Source organism: Mycobacterium sp. NPDC004974 (assembly GCF_053600815.1).
This window is the reverse complement of sequence record NZ_JBSGAQ010000003.1, coordinates 41,544-56,116: the sequence shown is the minus strand read 5'-3', so window position 1 is coordinate 56,116 and position 14,573 is coordinate 41,544. Positions and strand designations below refer to the sequence as shown.

General features: G+C 66.8%; 18 protein-coding genes. 11 read left to right on the top strand and 7 right to left on the bottom strand.

The genetic code is table 11. The features are described 5' to 3' along the window. The first annotated feature begins 70 nt into the window (after positions 1–70). Entirely contained in the window at positions 71–562 is a 492-nt protein-coding gene (locus tag ACWEFV_RS08335) for a beta-class carbonic anhydrase (RefSeq protein WP_450069795.1), read from the top strand. 124 nt (positions 563–686) lie between these two features. Here the strand turns inward: ACWEFV_RS08335 and ACWEFV_RS08330 are convergent, their stop codons facing one another. Continuing rightward, positions 687–1,100 carry a PaaI family thioesterase gene (locus ACWEFV_RS08330; RefSeq protein ID WP_450069794.1) on the bottom strand — a complete coding sequence of 138 codons (414 nt, stop codon included), beginning with the start codon at positions 1,098–1,100 and terminating at the stop codon, positions 687–689. A gap of 119 nt (positions 1,101–1,219) precedes the next feature. Between ACWEFV_RS08330 and ACWEFV_RS08325 the strand changes: the two genes are divergently transcribed. The 5 genes from ACWEFV_RS08325 to ACWEFV_RS08305 all read left to right on the top strand — a co-directional run bounded on the left by ACWEFV_RS08325 (position 1,220) and on the right by ACWEFV_RS08305 (position 6,973). Then, positions 1,220–2,560 (top strand): MFS transporter, encoded by a 1,341-nt coding sequence (locus ACWEFV_RS08325; RefSeq protein WP_450070152.1) that lies wholly within the window; start codon positions 1,220–1,222, stop codon positions 2,558–2,560. An 88-nt stretch (positions 2,561–2,648) separates the two neighbouring features. Then, complete coding sequence (cysD, locus tag ACWEFV_RS08320; RefSeq protein WP_135457075.1) at positions 2,649–3,587, top strand: sulfate adenylyltransferase subunit CysD; 939 nt, start codon at positions 2,649–2,651, stop codon at positions 3,585–3,587. Further along, a complete protein-coding gene (cysC, locus tag ACWEFV_RS08315) occupies positions 3,587–5,431 on the top strand; it encodes an adenylyl-sulfate kinase (protein ID WP_135457073.1) in 1,845 nt (614 codons plus the stop codon). The genes cysD and cysC overlap by 1 nt, the downstream gene beginning before the upstream one ends. Then, a complete protein-coding gene (locus ACWEFV_RS08310) occupies positions 5,428–6,171 on the top strand; it encodes a 3'(2'),5'-bisphosphate nucleotidase CysQ (RefSeq protein ID WP_135457070.1) in 744 nt (247 codons plus the stop codon). Before cysC ends, ACWEFV_RS08310 begins: the two co-directional genes overlap by 4 nt. A gap of 55 nt (positions 6,172–6,226) precedes the next feature. Beyond that, the gene (locus ACWEFV_RS08305; protein WP_450069793.1) at positions 6,227–6,973 is read left to right on the top strand and encodes a hypothetical protein; all 747 of its coding nucleotides are present in this window, start codon (positions 6,227–6,229) and stop codon (positions 6,971–6,973) included. Between the two features lie 9 nt (positions 6,974–6,982). Here ACWEFV_RS08305 and ACWEFV_RS08300 read toward each other — a convergent pair whose 3' ends face one another. Further along, positions 6,983–7,444, bottom strand: a complete 462-nt coding sequence (locus ACWEFV_RS08300; protein WP_450069792.1) for a hypothetical protein — start codon at positions 7,442–7,444, stop codon at positions 6,983–6,985. Between the two features lie 43 nt (positions 7,445–7,487). Between ACWEFV_RS08300 and ACWEFV_RS08295 the strand changes: the two genes are divergently transcribed. After that, entirely contained in the window at positions 7,488–8,084 is a 597-nt protein-coding gene (locus ACWEFV_RS08295) for a cysteine hydrolase family protein (RefSeq protein WP_135457066.1), read from the top strand. Between the two features lie 73 nt (positions 8,085–8,157). Continuing rightward, the gene (locus ACWEFV_RS08290; protein ID WP_450069791.1) at positions 8,158–8,628 is read left to right on the top strand and encodes an Rrf2 family transcriptional regulator; all 471 of its coding nucleotides are present in this window, start codon (positions 8,158–8,160) and stop codon (positions 8,626–8,628) included. A 9-nt stretch (positions 8,629–8,637) separates the two neighbouring features. Here the strand turns inward: ACWEFV_RS08290 and ACWEFV_RS08285 are convergent, their stop codons facing one another. Beyond that, on the bottom strand, positions 8,638–9,021 hold the full coding sequence (locus ACWEFV_RS08285) for a VOC family protein (RefSeq protein WP_135457061.1): 384 nt from the start codon (positions 9,019–9,021) through the stop codon (positions 8,638–8,640). A gap of 55 nt (positions 9,022–9,076) precedes the next feature. Between ACWEFV_RS08285 and ACWEFV_RS08280 the strand changes: the two genes are divergently transcribed. Then, complete coding sequence (locus tag ACWEFV_RS08280; protein ID WP_450069790.1) at positions 9,077–9,601, top strand: GNAT family N-acetyltransferase; 525 nt, start codon at positions 9,077–9,079, stop codon at positions 9,599–9,601. Then, complete coding sequence (locus tag ACWEFV_RS08275) at positions 9,601–10,617, top strand: nitronate monooxygenase (protein ID WP_450069789.1); 1,017 nt, start codon at positions 9,601–9,603, stop codon at positions 10,615–10,617. The genes ACWEFV_RS08280 and ACWEFV_RS08275 overlap by 1 nt, the downstream gene beginning before the upstream one ends. A gap of 79 nt (positions 10,618–10,696) precedes the next feature. Here the strand turns inward: ACWEFV_RS08275 and ACWEFV_RS08270 are convergent, their stop codons facing one another. The 3 genes from ACWEFV_RS08270 to ACWEFV_RS08260 are packed head-to-tail and all read right to left on the bottom strand — an operon-like array spanning position 10,697 to position 13,572. Beyond that, positions 10,697–11,587, bottom strand: coding sequence for a DUF4097 family beta strand repeat-containing protein (locus ACWEFV_RS08270; RefSeq protein WP_450069788.1), 891 nt, complete (start codon positions 11,585–11,587; stop codon positions 10,697–10,699). A 33-nt stretch (positions 11,588–11,620) separates the two neighbouring features. Continuing rightward, positions 11,621–12,265, bottom strand: a complete 645-nt coding sequence (locus ACWEFV_RS08265; RefSeq protein WP_135457053.1) for a response regulator transcription factor — start codon at positions 12,263–12,265, stop codon at positions 11,621–11,623. After that, entirely contained in the window at positions 12,253–13,572 is a 1,320-nt protein-coding gene (locus ACWEFV_RS08260) for a sensor histidine kinase (protein ID WP_167857937.1), read from the bottom strand. Before ACWEFV_RS08260 ends, ACWEFV_RS08265 begins: the two co-directional genes overlap by 13 nt. Before the next feature lie 151 nt (positions 13,573–13,723). On the opposite strand from ACWEFV_RS08260, the gene ACWEFV_RS08255 reads away from it, so the two are divergent. Beyond that, positions 13,724–14,149 (top strand): DoxX family protein, encoded by a 426-nt coding sequence (locus tag ACWEFV_RS08255; protein ID WP_135457051.1) that lies wholly within the window; start codon positions 13,724–13,726, stop codon positions 14,147–14,149. A gap of 3 nt (positions 14,150–14,152) precedes the next feature. Here the strand turns inward: ACWEFV_RS08255 and ACWEFV_RS08250 are convergent, their stop codons facing one another. Continuing rightward, positions 14,153–14,566 carry a VOC family protein gene (locus ACWEFV_RS08250; RefSeq protein WP_450070151.1) on the bottom strand — a complete coding sequence of 138 codons (414 nt, stop codon included), beginning with the start codon at positions 14,564–14,566 and terminating at the stop codon, positions 14,153–14,155. Positions 14,567–14,573 lie beyond the last annotated feature (7 nt).

Here is a 14,573-nt window from a genome sequence, read left to right as displayed (position 1 = left end):
CGGGCACCCCATCGACTCAGCCTGATTCTGCCGCTAGCCGTGCCGCCCATTGCGGGGTTAGCGTCGAAATATGTCTGTCACCGATCAGTACCTGGCCAACAACGAGGTCTATGCCGAGACCTTCACCGGGCCGTTGCCGCTGCCGCCGAGCAAGCACGTCGCGGTGGTGGCGTGCATGGATGCCAGGCTGGACGTGTATCGGATCCTCGGTCTGGGTGACGGCGAGGCACACGTCATCCGCAATGCCGGCGGTGTCATCACCGATGACGAGATCCGGTCGCTGGCCATCAGTCAGCGTCTTCTGGGGACCAAGGAGATCATCCTGATCCACCACACCGATTGCGGCATGCTGACTTTCACTGATGACGGTTTCAAACAGCAGATCCAGGACGACACCGGTATCAAGCCGAACTGGGCGGCTGAGTCATTCGTCGACCTCGAAGAGGACGTGCGTCAGTCATTGCGGCGGATCGAGGCCAGCCCGTTCGTCACCAAGCATGAGTCGTTGCGCGGCTTCGTCTTCGACGTCGCCACCGGCAAGCTCAACGAGGTCACGCTGTGAGGATGCCTCGTCAGTGCGTCGCGCAGGGCTGAAGCTCGCGTTGGTAGCGCTACGGCGGGAATCCGGCCGTTTTTTCGCCACAGCGCTACGAACGCGAACGTCGCACTTGATTTTCGCGGCAGGCTCACCCCACCTTGTACGTCGCGATGGCCTTGGCCACCGCCTCGCCGTCGGGCGTGACGATATCGACGTCGCAGTTCACCAGGGACCTGCCCTGGCGCAGCACGCGCCCGAGGCCGATCAGATCGGTGGCCCGCGCCGGCGCCAGATAGCTGATGGTCATCGAGACCGTCACTCCGCGAAGCGAATCCGGAACCTCGGCCTGAGCCCAGGCCGCGGCCATCACCGTCACGTCGGCCAACGCCGCGATCGCACCGCCGTGCACCATGTCGGCGATCGTGATGTTCGAAGGATCCCACGGCAACCGCAGCCGGACCTCGGGGCCCTCCAGCGTTTCGGCAACGATCCCGAGCTTGGTCACGAAAGGCGACTGGGGCAGGAAATCCGCCATCACGGCCGGGCCGGTCTGGATACTCATGGCCGCCAGTGTGTGCCGACGGCGGTCGGCGTCTCAATTACCTGCGGGGTAACCGTCCCGGCTCGTGGGGGCGGGCAGCTGTGATGTCAGTACCCGAGAATCCGCCCTTCCCGCGTGGCATGGCGCTGCTGGTGGCCGGCAGTCTCTTCATGGAAATCCTGGACGCGACGATCATCACGCCGGCCATCCCGCTGATCGCCGCCTCGTTCGGTGTCGAGGCCATCGACGTCAACGTGGCGATCTCGGCCTATCTGGTCACGGTGGCGGTGCTGATCCCGGCCAGCGGCTGGTTGGCCGACCGATTCGGCACGCGCCGAGTGTTCATCGGGGCCATCGCGGTGTTCACCTTGGCCTCGGTCGGCTGTGCGGCGAGTACGTCGCTCCCGATGCTGGTGCTGATGCGGATATTGCAGGGGGTCGGCGGCGCCATGATGGTGCCGGTCGGCCGGCTTGCCGTGTTGCGTCAGAGCGGCAAGTCGGACCTGGTGCGTGCCATCGCATTGCTGACCTGGCCGGCGCTGACCGCGCCTGTGTTGGCCCCCGTTCTGGGCGGGGCGATCGCGACGCTGGGCAGCTGGCGATGGATCTTCGCGGTCAACATTCCGATCGGCGTGATCGGAATTGTTCTGGCGCTCAAACTCGTCCGTGGCGAGCCACAGCGCACGGCCCGATCTTTGGATTGGCCGGGTCTGCTGGCGCTCGGCTCGGGGATTGCTGCGGCCCTGATCGCCCTGGAGAACATCCGGGTCTCGGGGACCGACTGGGGTCTGGTCGGCGGGTGCGGCGCCGCAGCGGTCCTGCTGCTCGCCGGCGCGGTGTGGCGGCTGCTCACCGCGACGGCCCCGCTCGTGCAGTTGCGGGTGCTGCGGGTGCACACGCTGCGCATCACCGTGGTGGCCGGGTCGCTGTATCGACTGGTCATCACCGCGGTGCCGTTCCTGCTCCCGCTGCAGTTCCAGCTGGAGTTCGGCTGGACGCCGCTGGCCGCCGGTGTCATGGTGGCCGCGCTGTTCGCCGGGAACCTGACCATCAAGCCGGCCACCACGCCGCTCATGCGCAGATTCGGCATCCGCACCGTGCTCCTGGTCAACGGGCTGGCCTCGGTCGCGTGTTTCGGCCTGCTGGCCCTGGTGCGGCCGGGCCTGCCGGTGGTCGTGATGGCCGTCGTTCTCTATCTGAGCGGGGCGCTGCGGTCGATCGGCTTCACTGCATACAACAGCCTGGCGTTCTCCGATGTCGAGGGGGAGGAGCTGACGCATGCCAACACGCTCAACGCCTCGGTGCAGGAGCTGGCCGCCGGCCTCGGCATCGCGGTGGCGGCGTTACTGCTCAGCCAACTGACCTCATATTCGGTGACCTACCTGGTTCTGGGCGCTTTGCTGGCGCTGACCCTGCTCGCCACGGTGCTCCTGCCCCGGCAGGCCGGGGCCCACGTCAGCGGGCACCGGCCTGACGGGTAGACCACCATTGACACCGCGGCGACCGGGCGGCTAGATTCCTGGCCATGCTTGCAATTCTGGCCATTCCTACCAACTTAATGGGGAAGTGATGACCACAGCGCAGAAATCCGATCAGCAGACCGGCCGTGCCGGTCACTACGAGCTGAGCCACCTGCGGTCCCTGGAGGCCGAGGCCATCCACATCATCCGCGAGGTCGCCGCGGAGTTCGAGAAGCCCGTGCTGCTGTTCTCCGGCGGCAAGGACTCGATCGTCATGCTGCACCTGGCGGTCAAGGCGTTCGCGCCGGGGCGCCTGCCGTTCCCGGTCATGCACGTCGACACGGGCCACAACTTCGACGAGGTCTACGCGGCCCGTGACGAACTCGTCGAGCACTACGGTGCGCGGCTGGTCGTCGCCAAGGTGCAGGACGATATCGACGCGGGGCGTGTGGTGGAGACGATCCCGTCCCGCAACCCGATCCAGACCGTCACGCTGCTGCGCGGCATCCGGGAGAACAAGTTCGACGCGGCCTTCGGCGGGGCCCGGCGCGACGAGGAGAAGGCCCGCGCCAAGGAGCGCGTGTTCTCCTTCCGCGACGAGTTCGGCCAGTGGGACCCCAAGGCCCAGCGGCCCGAGCTGTGGAACCTGTACAACGGTCGTCACCACAAGGGCGAGCACATCCGTGCCTTCCCGATCTCCAACTGGACCGAGTTCGACATCTGGTCCTACATCGGCGCCGAGAAGATCAAGCTGCCGTCCATCTACTACGCGCACCAGCGCAAGGTGTTCGAGCGCGACGGCATGCTGCTGGCAGTGCACAAGTACATGCAGCCCCGCAAGGACGAGCCGGTGATCGAGAAGACCGTGCGGTTCCGCACCGTCGGCGACGTCACCTGCACCGGCTGCGTCGAGTCAACGGCCGCAACGGTTTCCGAGGTGATCGCCGAGACCGCGGTGTCTCGGCTCACCGAGCGTGGCGCCACCCGCGCCGATGACCGGATCTCCGAGGCCGGAATGGAAGATCGCAAGCGAGAGGGTTACTTCTGATGTCGACGCTTCTTCGCATCGCCACCGCGGGATCCGTCGACGACGGCAAGTCCACGCTGATCGGACGGCTGCTGTTCGACTCCAAGGCTGTGATGGAGGATCAGCTGGCCGCGGTCGAGCGGACCTCCAAGGAACGTGGCCACGACTACACCGACCTGGCTCTGGTCACCGACGGCCTGCGGGCCGAGCGCGAGCAGGGCATCACGATCGATGTCGCCTACCGCTATTTCGCCACGGCCAAGCGCAAATTCATCATCGCCGACACCCCGGGCCACATCCAGTACACCCGCAACATGGTGACCGGGGCTTCCACTGCACAGCTGGTGATCGTGCTGGTCGACGCGCGCCACGGCCTGCTCGAGCAGTCCCGCCGGCACGCGTTCCTGGCCTCGCTGCTGGGCATCCAGCACATCGTGCTGGCCGTGAACAAGATGGACCTGATCGACTGGGACCAGGAACGCTTCGAGGCGATCCGCGACGAGTTCCACGCGTTCGCAGCACGATTGGACGTGCACGACGTGACGACGATCCCGATGTCGGCGCTCAACGGCGACAACGTGGTGACGAAATCCGATGTGACGCCCTGGTACGAGGGACCGTCTCTGCTGAGTCACCTCGAAGACGTCTACATCGCCGGTGACCGCAACCTGGTCGACGTGCGTTTCCCGGTGCAGTACGTGATCCGTCCTCAGACTCACGAGCACGCCGACCACCGCAGCTACGCCGGCACCGTGGCCAGCGGCGTGCTGCGTCCCGGTGACGACGTGATCGTGCTGCCGGCCGGAAAGCCCACGCGCATCACCCAGATCGACGGCCCCAGCGGTGTCGTCGAAGAGGCGTTCCCGCCGATGGCGGTGTCGATCAGCTTGTCCGACGACATCGACATCTCGCGCGGCGACATGATCGCCCGGCCCAACAACCAGCCCCGGGTCACCCAGGACTTCGACGCCACCGTGTGCTGGATGGCCGACGAGTCGTCGCTGGAGCCCGGTCGCGAGTACCTGATCAAACACACCACCCGCACCACGAGGGTCAAGATCACCGGTCTGGACTACCGCCTCGATGTCAACACCCTGCATCGGGACAAGTCCGCCAGTGCGCTCAAACTCAATGAGCTGGGCCGTATTTCGCTGCGTACCCAGGCCCCGCTGCTGCTCGACGAGTACAGCCGCAACGCGGCCACCGGATCGTTCATCCTGATCGATCCCAACACCAACGGCACCGTCGGCGCCGGCATGGTGTTGCGCGACACCCGCAACGAGACCGCGAGCCCCAATGCGGTCCGGCACGATTCGCTGGTAACCCCGGGGGATCGACTCAGCCGTGGCCGCACCGTGTGGTTCACCGGCCTGTCGGGCTCGGGCAAGTCCTCGGTGGCGATGCTGGTCGAGCAGAAACTGCTCGAAAAGGGCGTGCCTGCATACGTTCTGGACGGCGACAACCTGCGCCACGGCCTCAACGCGGACCTCGGCTTCTCGATGGCCGACCGGGCCGAGAACCTGCGCCGGCTGGCCCACGTCGCCGCGCTGCTGGCCGACTCCGGCCAGATCGTGCTGGTGCCTGCGATCAGCCCGCTGGAGGAGCACCGTGAGCTGGCCCGGAAGGTGGCCAACGAGGGCGGCGTCGACTTCTACGAGGTGTTCTGCGACACCCCGCTGGAAGACTGCGAACGTCGTGATCCCAAGGGTCTGTACGCCAAGGCCCGGGCCGGTGAGATCACCCACTTCACCGGCATCGACAGCCCGTACCAGCGGCCGAAGAACCCGGATCTGCGGCTCACTCCGGACCACGGCACCGCTGAACTGGCCGACATGGTGATCGAGCTGCTGGAATTACCGTCGTGAACGATCACGAACTGGCTGCCCGGCTGGCCACCAGGGCCGGGGATCTGCTGCTCGACGTCCGTGCCGACTTTGCCGATGCCTCGGCCGCCGAGCGAAAGGCGGCCGGGGACAAGCAGTCCCACGATTTCCTGATGGCCGAGCTGGCCGCGCTGCGTCCCGGCGACTCGGTGCTGTCCGAGGAAGCCACGGCCGACGAGCGGGCCGACCCGGCACGGCTGAGCGCCGAACGGGTCTGGATCGTCGACCCGCTCGACGGCACCCGGGAGTTCTCCGAACTCGGCCGCGACGACTGGGCCGTGCACGTGGCGCTGTGGAGCGCAGGCGAACTCGTGGCCGGCGCGGTCGCGCTGCCCGCGCAGAACACCACGCTGTCCACCCCCGAGGTGGCCGCACCGCGTCCCTTCGACGGTCCGCCGCGGGTCGTGGTGTCGCGCACCCGCCCGCCTGCAGTGGCGCTGGCCGTCCGCGAGGCACTCGGCGGAACCCTCGTCGAAATGGGTTCGGCCGGAGCCAAAGTCGCCGCGGTGGTCCGCGGAGTCGCTGATGTGTACGTACACGCCGGTGGTCAGTACGAGTGGGATTCGGCCGCGCCCGTCGCGGTGGCCCGTGCCGCCGGCCTGCACACCTCACGCATCGACGGCTCGCGATTGGTCTACAACTCGGCTGATCCGACGCTGCCCGACCTGATCGTGTGCCGGCCCGAGCTGGCCGAACGGGTCTTGGCCGTCACGGCGGGGTAGTCCCTCACAGAAATCGGTGCGCAGAACCCATCCCGAGCCATGCCAGGATCCGGGCATGGGGTTCTACGACTGCCGATGCATGCTGACCGGTGTAAGCGTCGATTTCGTCGGCGCTACGGCGGTGATTCTGCGCTGCACCGCGGCTGGTTACGAACCCGTCGCGCTGGGGCTCTCAGGCGAGTACGACGGTTACGGCACGATTGACGGCATCCCAGACGATGGAAACTCGACACTGGTCTACGAGTACTTCGCGCGTGAAAGCCGCAGTGGGCGATTCACTGCCAGGATTCACCCATTGGAGGATCTCGTCGAGTTCGACGATGACGACTTCAACCTCGATGCGCTGATTGGTCTCATCGAATCCTCCTGGTCGTTGTCGCCGACCTTCGAAGGCGATGACCTCGAGGTCCTGCCGTTGGCCGTTCTGGACGGGGACCCGCTGGTCTTTGCCTTGATCGCACAACCCATCTGGGATGCCGTCGCCGCCGCTGTGCCGGGTGAGGCATCGCTTCACGCGGCATTCGGCGAGGCCACCGTTCCGCAGGAGATATACGGCAGCCATCTTGCCGATGTCGACCGGCAGCTACGTGACTTTGCCGCGGTCCACGCGTTCGTACGCGCCCGCCAACTCCGTTGGGCCCCACCCGCCGATCCCGCTCAGCGATACCCGACCGAGATGGGCTCCCAGCGCGACAACGACGAGAACGCCGAGTTCATCGCGCAGGCTCGTGCCGACTACCGCGACAGCCCGGTCCTGTTGGCGGGCCTGGATGCGTACGAGAAGCGGCTGCTGGAGTCGTGATCCGACGGCCTACCTCGCAATCCCGTCGGGGAGCTGATCGGTTCCGACATTCGGACAGGCGAGCTTCAGTTCGTGGAGCGTGCTGAATGAATTCTGGTATCCGCCCATGTAGTTCTTGTCAGGCCACCCGTTCGGCGGCGCGCTGGGATTGCCCTGACTGAACTGGTGCAGTGCGTCCGCGAATGCCAGCGCTTTCCGTTTCAAATCGGGGTCTTCGATCGACGCGGCTTCGTCCCGAGCCGCTGCAGCCGCTTCAGCGGCCTTTCGGGTCACGTTCGGGTCGGCGACTCCGTCCCCTCCCGGGAGGGCGCCTGCCGTGACGAGGTGGTGGGCAATCTGATCGACGCGTTGGCAGTCCGCGCTCGGGGCCTTCTCGCTCGGTGCGGTGACGATCAGGATCACCGCGATGGGCGCCGCGACAGCGCCCATGACCAGCGTGATCTTGCCTCTCGACCAATCCGGTAGTCCCACCGATGCAGCCTAACCACCGCCGCTGGTCACTAGGCTCATCAACATGACCCGCCCCACGCTGCGCGAACTGGCCAGCCTCCCCGCCGCACCGGCCCGCCTCGCCGATTCCACCCTGGTCCTGATCGACTGCCAGAACACCTACACCCAGGGAATCATGGAGCTCGAAGGGGTGCAGGCCGCGCTCGAGCAGACGGCGCAATTGCTCGACCGGGCCCGCCGCGCGGGCATACCGATCATTCACATCCAGCACTCCGACGGTCCGGGCTCGCTGTATGACATCGAGGGGGAGAGCGGTGCGATCGTCGCGTCGGTGGCTCCACGCGAGGGAGAACCGGTGGTGGTCAAGCAGTTCCCCAATTCATTCGTCCAGACCGACCTCGACGATCGGCTGAAAGGCCTCGATGCGTCGAACCTGGTGCTGGCCGGATTCATGACGCACATGTGCGTCAACTCCACCGCGCGTGGCGCCTTCAACCTCGGATACGCCCCGACGGTGGTGGCCGCCGCCACCGCCACCCGTACGCTGGCCGGCCCCGACAGTGCACCGGTGCCCGCCGCGGTCATGCAGTCGGCGAGCCTGGCCGCGATGTCGGACTTGTTCGCCATCGTGGTCCCGGACGCCGCGGGGATTCCTGATTAGGCACGCCGACCCAGCGGGCACCCAGCTTCGGTGCATCGGTGCGGGCGATGAGTGAACTGGCACAATCCTGAGCATGCGGATGTCGGCGAAGGCGGAGTATGCCGTCCGAGCCATGGTCCAGCTCGCGACGGTCGCTGACGGCGAGCTGGTCAAAACCGATGACCTGGCCAAGGCGCAGGGCATCCCGGCGCAGTTCCTGGTCGACATCCTCACGGCCCTGCGCACCGATCGGCTGGTCCGCAGCCATCGAGGCCGCGACGGCGGCTACGAGCTGGCCCGTCCGGCCGGTGATATCAGCATCGCCGACGTGCTGCGCTGCATCGACGGACCGCTGGCCAGCGTGCGCGACATCGGGCTGGGAGACCTGCCGTACTCGGGTCCTACAGCGGCGCTGACCGATGTCTGGCGTGCACTGCGCGCGAGCATGCGCTCGGTGCTGGAGGAGACCAGCCTGGCCGATGTGGCGGCCGGTTCGCTGCCTGGTCACGTCGACAAGCTGGCCGACGCCTACCGCGATCAGGAGCACAAGCGCGGTCACCGCTAGTCGCAGCGATCAGCCCCCGTACGGGCGCGTGATGATCTCCAGGTAATGCCCCGACGGGTCCTGGAAGTAGACCCCGCGGCCGCCGTCGTTGTGGTTGATCTCGCCCGGGTGCTGACCGTGCGGATCGGCCCAGTGCTGGATGCCGCGGTCGTGGATCTTGCCGTAGATCGAGTCGAACTCGTCCTCGGACACCAGGAATGCGTAGTGCTGCGGCCGGACTTCGTCGTCGGGGCCGATCTGGGCGTAGTCCAGGCTCACTCCGTGATTCAGTGTCACGGCGAGAAACGGCCCGAATTCCTGCGGGCCGGGCAGCCCGAACAACTCGGTGAAGAACTCGGCTGAGACCCGCCGATCCTTGGCGGCGACGATCGTGTGATTGAAGGTGATTGCCATTCAGTCCAGTAAACCGCTGGACGGGTGGCCCCGGCAACGGTGCAGGATAGAGACCATGCCCAACACCCAGATCCTGGCCGGGCCACAGGTGCGGCTGCGGCCACCGGTTGTCGAGGACGCCGAGGTGCTGTACACCCGCATCGCCTCCGATCCCGAGGTGACGAGATATCTGTCTTGCCGCCCGCACTCGGGGGTGGCCGAAACGCGCCGCGTCATCACCACGTTGTTCAACGCCGGTGATGAGCAGACCTGGTTGATCGAAGTCGACGGCGAGGTGGTCGGGTTGTGTGCGCGGCGTCGCCCGCAGCCGTTCTCGGTGGAGTTCGGTTACTGCCTGGCCCGTCAGTGGTGGCGCCGGGGCCTGATGTCGGAAGCGGTTTCGTTGATGCTGACCGACGTGCAGCCCGATCCCACGGTGTACCGGGTCACGGCGTACTGCCACGTCGACAATGCCGGCTCGGCCGGGGTGCTGCGCCGGTGTGGTCTGTCACTGGAGGGAAGGCTTGCGCGGTGTGCGACGTTCCCCAATATCAGTGACGAACCGCAGGACGTGCTGCTGTTCGGGAAGGCGGTGCGGTGATGGGCACATTCGATGTTCGCGGGCTGCGGCACCCGGTGATCGTGGCGCCGATGGCCGGTGGCCCCTCGACCCCGGAGCTGGCCGCGGCGGGCAGCGATGCCGGCGGGCTCGGGTTCCTCGCGGCCGGATATCTCACCGCTGATGCGCTCGTCGAAAGGATCACGGCCGCACGCGGTTTGACCACCGAGCCACTCGGGGTGAATCTCTTTGCGCCGCAACCCAGTGCGGGTACCCCAGAACAGATCCAGGCCTATGCCGCCGAATTGGCCGGTGAAGCACAGCGCTACGGTGTGGAACTCGGTGCCCCGCGCTACGACGACGACGCCTGGGCGGCCAAGCTGGACGTGGTGTTCGATCTACGTCCCGAGGTGGTGTCGTTCACTTTTGGATTGCCCAGCGAGCCCGAGGTGGCCCGGCTGCGCGGCGCCGGCATCACCACCGTGGGGACGGTGACGACGCTGGACGAAGCCTGGCTGGCGGTGCACCGCGGGGTCGACGTCCTCGCCGTCCAGGGGCCGGGAGCGGGGGGACACCGCGGCACGTTCGATCCGGCGGCCTCGCCCGCATCGCAGTCACTGGACCATCTGCTGGCCGACGTGCTGGCGGCGGTGGATATCCCGGTCGTGGCCGCCGGCGGGCTGATCACCGCCGACGATGTCGCGGGGGTGCTGGCTGCCGGTGCGGCGGCCGCCCAGCTCGGCACCGCGTTCCTGCTGGCCGATGAAGCCGGGAGCAGCCCGGTGCACCGCGCCGCCCTGCAGAGTTCTGAGTTCACCGAAACCGTTGTCACCCGGGCGTTTTCCGGCCGCTATGCCCGCGGGCTGCGCAACCGCTTCATCATCGACCACGACGGTCAGGCCCCGCTGGGCTACCCCGAGATCCATTACCTGACAAGCCCGGTACGCAAGGCCTCGGTGGCCGCAGGCGATCCGCAGGGCACCAATGTGTGGGCCGGAACCGGGTGGCGCCAGGGCCGGACCGGTTCGGTGGCCGAGATCATGGCCGGGTTGGCGTAGAGGTCGAACGTGGACGGTTGAAATTGCACTCAGGGTCGTGAAAGTCGAGAAATCACGACCCTGCACGCAATCTCACAACTCAGCTTCTAGCCCGTCCCGGACCCACCCGCTCCACCACGACGTCGCCGTCGTCGGAGCGGACGGTGATCTCGGCGGCCGCGGTGTCGGGGTCGGTGGTCTCGGGCACCCGTACCTCTGTCGATGCTCCGGATTGTGCGTGTACGAGATACGGTCCCCGCTCCGGCAGTCCGATCACGACATCGCCGTTGCGGCTCACCGCATCGACGCGGCGCGGCGCGGAGTCGCGGAAGTCAACGGTGATGTCACCGTCAGACGTGGTGGCGCTGAATTCTTCGGTGACCGCGATCGGGTCGCGCGAGACGATCTCGCCGTCGACGGTGTGGGCCTCGACGCGGCGGGCAGCGCCGCGCAGGATGATCGCCCCATCGGTGACGCGGGAGATCAACTGGTCCACGTCGGCCTGCGCAATCACCGTGCCGATCTCCTGCTCGGTGCGCACCGTCAGCCGCCGGGCCTGCTCCGGCGGCACGGCGATCGTGATCTCCCCGCCGCGGGCCCATGCCAGCATGCGAGAGGGATTGCCCGCGATGGCGATCCGGGTCTCGTTGCCGTCTGTGGTGACCTGCAGTCGGTGCGCGCCGCTGTGAGAGGTGTTCACCAGGCGTAGATCCGCGGTGGCATCCCGAGTTTCGCGGTCCGCGGTGATACGGATCGCGACCGGGATGCTCGCGGTGTCGATCACCAGTGACCGCATCGTCGCGGGCAGGCCCTGGCGATCGGTGACGACCCGGACGGCACTCACGGCCCAGGCCGCCACACCGAGCGTGGCCACGGTGCCGGCCACCAGCAGCGTCGCCGCGGCGATCAGGACGAGGCGGAATGTGGTGCGTCCACCGGGGTTCAACTGAGGCGGCGGGTTCACCGGCGGCGGAGGGGCGATGGTGGTCACGATGGAAAGTCCTTCCCGGTAGGGATGTTCGGTCTAGGTCTCGAGGTAACGCAGTACCGCCAGCACCCGGCGGTTCTCGCTCTCGTCGGGAGCGAGGTCGAATTTCGTGAAGATCGAGGCGATGTGTTTCTCGGCCGAGCCGACGGAGATGTGCAGCGCGGCGGCGATGGCTGAGTTGGTTCTGCCCTCCGCCATCAACTGCAGGACGTCGCGCTCGCGCGGGGTCAGCTGGTCGAGGGCGCTATGGCGGGCCGAACGTAGCAAGATCTGTGACACCACCTCGGGATCGAGCACCGTGCCTCCGCCACCCACCACCGCGACGGCGTCGAGGAATGCAGGCACATCGGCCACCCGGTCTTTGAGCAGATAGCCGAATCCTCTTGTGTCCGAGGCGATCAGATCGGCTGCGTAACGCTCTTCGACGTAGTGGGAGAGCACCAGGACGGGGGACTCGGGGTTCTGGCTGCGCAGTAGCGCCGCCGCCCGGATGCCCTCATCGGTGAAGGTCGGCGGCATCCGGACGTCGAGAATGGCCAGGTCGGGGTGATGCTCGTTGACCAGGCGCAGCAGGTTGGTGGCGTCGGGTACCCCGGCGACGATCTCGTGCCCGGCGTCGGCCAGGATCCGCTCGATGCCTGCCCGCAGTAGCGCCGAGTCCTCGGCGATCACGATCCGCATGGCAGCACCGCCGTGACGATCGTCGGTCCGGTGGCGGGGCTGGAAACCCCGAAGGTCCCGCCTGCGGCACGTACCCGTTCGTCCAGACCGCGCAGACCCGTCGCGTTCTCGCCGGCATCGATGACTGCGGCGCCCTGACCGTCGTCGAACACCGAGACGTGGAGCACGTTGGCGGTCTCATCCAACCGCACGGTGACGACGGCCTGAGTGGCGTTGGCATGCTTGGCGATATTGGTCAGCGCCTCGGCGACGACGAAGTAGGCGACCGATTCCACCTCATCGGGCAGCCTGCGCGGAAGTTCGATGTGCAATGTGGTCGGTACTCCGGAGGTCTCGGCACGGTGCACGACCGACGACAGCGCAGCGTCGAGACCTCGATCCGACAGGATCGTCGGGGCGATACCGCGCACCACGTTGCGCAGTTCCACCAGTGCGCTCTTGGCGTCATCGTGGGCCTCGGCGATCAGTGCCTTGGCGGCGGGCGGATCCGAATCCAGCTTGGTCTGGGCCAGCCCGATCGTCATCGCCAGGGACACCAGCCGGGGCTGCACGCTGTCGTGCAGATCGCGTTCGATGCGGTGGCGTTCGGTCTGCGCCGAGGACACCGCTCCCTGCCGGGCATCGGCCAGCGCGTTGACCTGGTACTCCAGGGCTGCGGTGGGCGACGGCGACAAGAGCCAACGGTCGATCGCGGCATCCATGGCGGGGGCGAGGATCAGGATGGCTGCCGCGGCGATGACGGCGACGATCGCCAGCAGCCAGGCGATCGGCGGCGAGAGGAAGATCAGCCCGGCGTCGTTGTCGCTCTGCCGGATGGCGACGGCAGCGGCCGGACCCAAGAACGCGAAGGCGAGTAACGCGAACGCGAGGCCGGCGGCCAGCATGTCGTAGGTCATCCGAAGGTAGTGGTGGCATACGGCTTTCCAGAACCGGGTACTGCTGATGTCCAGCCACTGCTGGTGCGCCCAACCCTGGAACCCCGTGTGAGGCGACAGCTGGCGCGGCGGAATCCCGATACCGAGGCCGAACACCGCTTCGCTGCGCGTTCGCTCGACCCACTCGACACCGCGCATCAGGTAGATGAAGACCACCCCCGAGAGCAGGAATCCGATCACCGAAGGAATCGAGGAGAACCCGATGACCATGATGGACAACGGAATCCAGAACCACACCAATGCCACTGCGGCACCGGTGATCATCGATGCGGTCGGCACGAGGCCGATGTTGCGTGATGTCGTCACGGGCTCAGGCGCCGGCGGGGGCGATACGGGCAGGACCGGCGATCCGGTTTCGCTGATTGCGACCATGCCCTTCAACCTACGAAGTTGCGCGGCCCGGCGACACAGCGTTTTCCCCAGACCCGGGTGGGGGATAACCACCCCTGTCCTTCGCCGATGAGTTTCTCCCGGCGGATCGGTCTACCCGCTGTCGCCCTCTCGAAACGCTTAGGAGCAACCCATGACCGTCCTGTCCACATCCGACACCCATGCCGAAGGCCCTGTCGCCAAGTCGCTGAGCCGCAAGATCGGAATAGGGATCAGCGGGCTTGTCGGTGCCTTTCTCGTGTTCGACGCATTCGGCAAGTTCACCCTTCCCCAGCAGGTCAAGGACGGAACTGCCGCCCTCGGTTTTCCCGATGGGCAGGCTCTCGTGATGGGAGTCGTCCTGGCGGTGTGCGTTGTCGTCTACGCCGTCCCGCGCACGGCGGTGCTGGGCGCGGTGGGCATCACCGCCTACCTCGGTGGCGCGGTAACCGCGAACATGCGGGTCGAGGCACCGCTGTTCAGCCACACCCTGTTCGCGGTCTATCTGGGTGTGCTGATGTGGATCGGACTGGTGCTCCGACGCCCCGAGCTGCTCAGGGTCGCCGGCCTGCGCCGTTGAAACCTACTTCGGCGCGGTGAGCTCCAACGCGATGTTGTCGGGGTCGCGGAATTCCAGGATGTAGGAGGGGCCGATGTCTTTGACGGGTTCGTGCGCGATGTCCAGATCGTCGAGGTGCTGCGCGGCATCGTTCAGCTCCGCGAGGTTCTTGAGCCGGAAGGCCAAGTGGTCCAGCCCGGTTCGGTTCTCGTCGAACGCGTCGCGCCCGACCGGACGCAGGCCGATCAGCGTTGCCCCGGCGTCGTAGATGACGCCTCCGTGCAGAAAACTGAGAAGGGCGCGGGTGGAGGCATCGGCGTCCTGCGGCAGTTCGATCAGAATCGGCCAGCCGAAAACGCTCTCGTAGAACTGCCGGGACCGTTCGATGTCGGTGACCGTGAGCCGCACATGGGCGACCGAGGACGTGGTGATGGCCATGGGGTTC

What these genes read in the sequence shown, in the direction of transcription:
- ACWEFV_RS08325 (WP_450070152.1), top strand. Translation starts at nt 1,220, where the DNA reads ATGGCGCTGCTGGTGGCCGGCAGTCTCTTCATGGAAATCCTGGACGCG.
- ACWEFV_RS08260 (WP_167857937.1), bottom strand. Translation starts at nt 13,572, where the DNA reads ATGGTCGCAATCAGCGAAACCGGATCGCCGGTCCTGCCCGTATCGCCC.
- ACWEFV_RS08285 (WP_135457061.1), bottom strand. Translation starts at nt 9,021, where the DNA reads ATGGCAATCACCTTCAATCACACGATCGTCGCCGCCAAGGATCGGCGG.
- ACWEFV_RS08295 (WP_135457066.1), top strand. Translation starts at nt 7,488, where the DNA reads ATGACCCGCCCCACGCTGCGCGAACTGGCCAGCCTCCCCGCCGCACCG.
- ACWEFV_RS08275 (WP_450069789.1), top strand. Translation starts at nt 9,601, where the DNA reads ATGGGCACATTCGATGTTCGCGGGCTGCGGCACCCGGTGATCGTGGCG.
- ACWEFV_RS08330 (WP_450069794.1), bottom strand. Translation starts at nt 1,100, where the DNA reads ATGAGTATCCAGACCGGCCCGGCCGTGATGGCGGATTTCCTGCCCCAG.
- ACWEFV_RS08305 (WP_450069793.1), top strand. Translation starts at nt 6,227, where the DNA reads ATGGGGTTCTACGACTGCCGATGCATGCTGACCGGTGTAAGCGTCGAT.
- ACWEFV_RS08255 (WP_135457051.1), top strand. Translation starts at nt 13,724, where the DNA reads ATGACCGTCCTGTCCACATCCGACACCCATGCCGAAGGCCCTGTCGCC.
- ACWEFV_RS08290 (WP_450069791.1), top strand. Translation starts at nt 8,158, where the DNA reads ATGCGGATGTCGGCGAAGGCGGAGTATGCCGTCCGAGCCATGGTCCAG.
- ACWEFV_RS08280 (WP_450069790.1), top strand. Translation starts at nt 9,077, where the DNA reads ATGCCCAACACCCAGATCCTGGCCGGGCCACAGGTGCGGCTGCGGCCA.
- ACWEFV_RS08265 (WP_135457053.1), bottom strand. Translation starts at nt 12,265, where the DNA reads ATGCGGATCGTGATCGCCGAGGACTCGGCGCTACTGCGGGCAGGCATC.
- ACWEFV_RS08335 (WP_450069795.1), top strand. Translation starts at nt 71, where the DNA reads ATGTCTGTCACCGATCAGTACCTGGCCAACAACGAGGTCTATGCCGAG.
- ACWEFV_RS08250 (WP_450070151.1), bottom strand. Translation starts at nt 14,566, where the DNA reads ATGGCCATCACCACGTCCTCGGTCGCCCATGTGCGGCTCACGGTCACC.
- cysD (WP_135457075.1), top strand. Translation starts at nt 2,649, where the DNA reads ATGACCACAGCGCAGAAATCCGATCAGCAGACCGGCCGTGCCGGTCAC.
- cysC (WP_135457073.1), top strand. Translation starts at nt 3,587, where the DNA reads ATGTCGACGCTTCTTCGCATCGCCACCGCGGGATCCGTCGACGACGGC.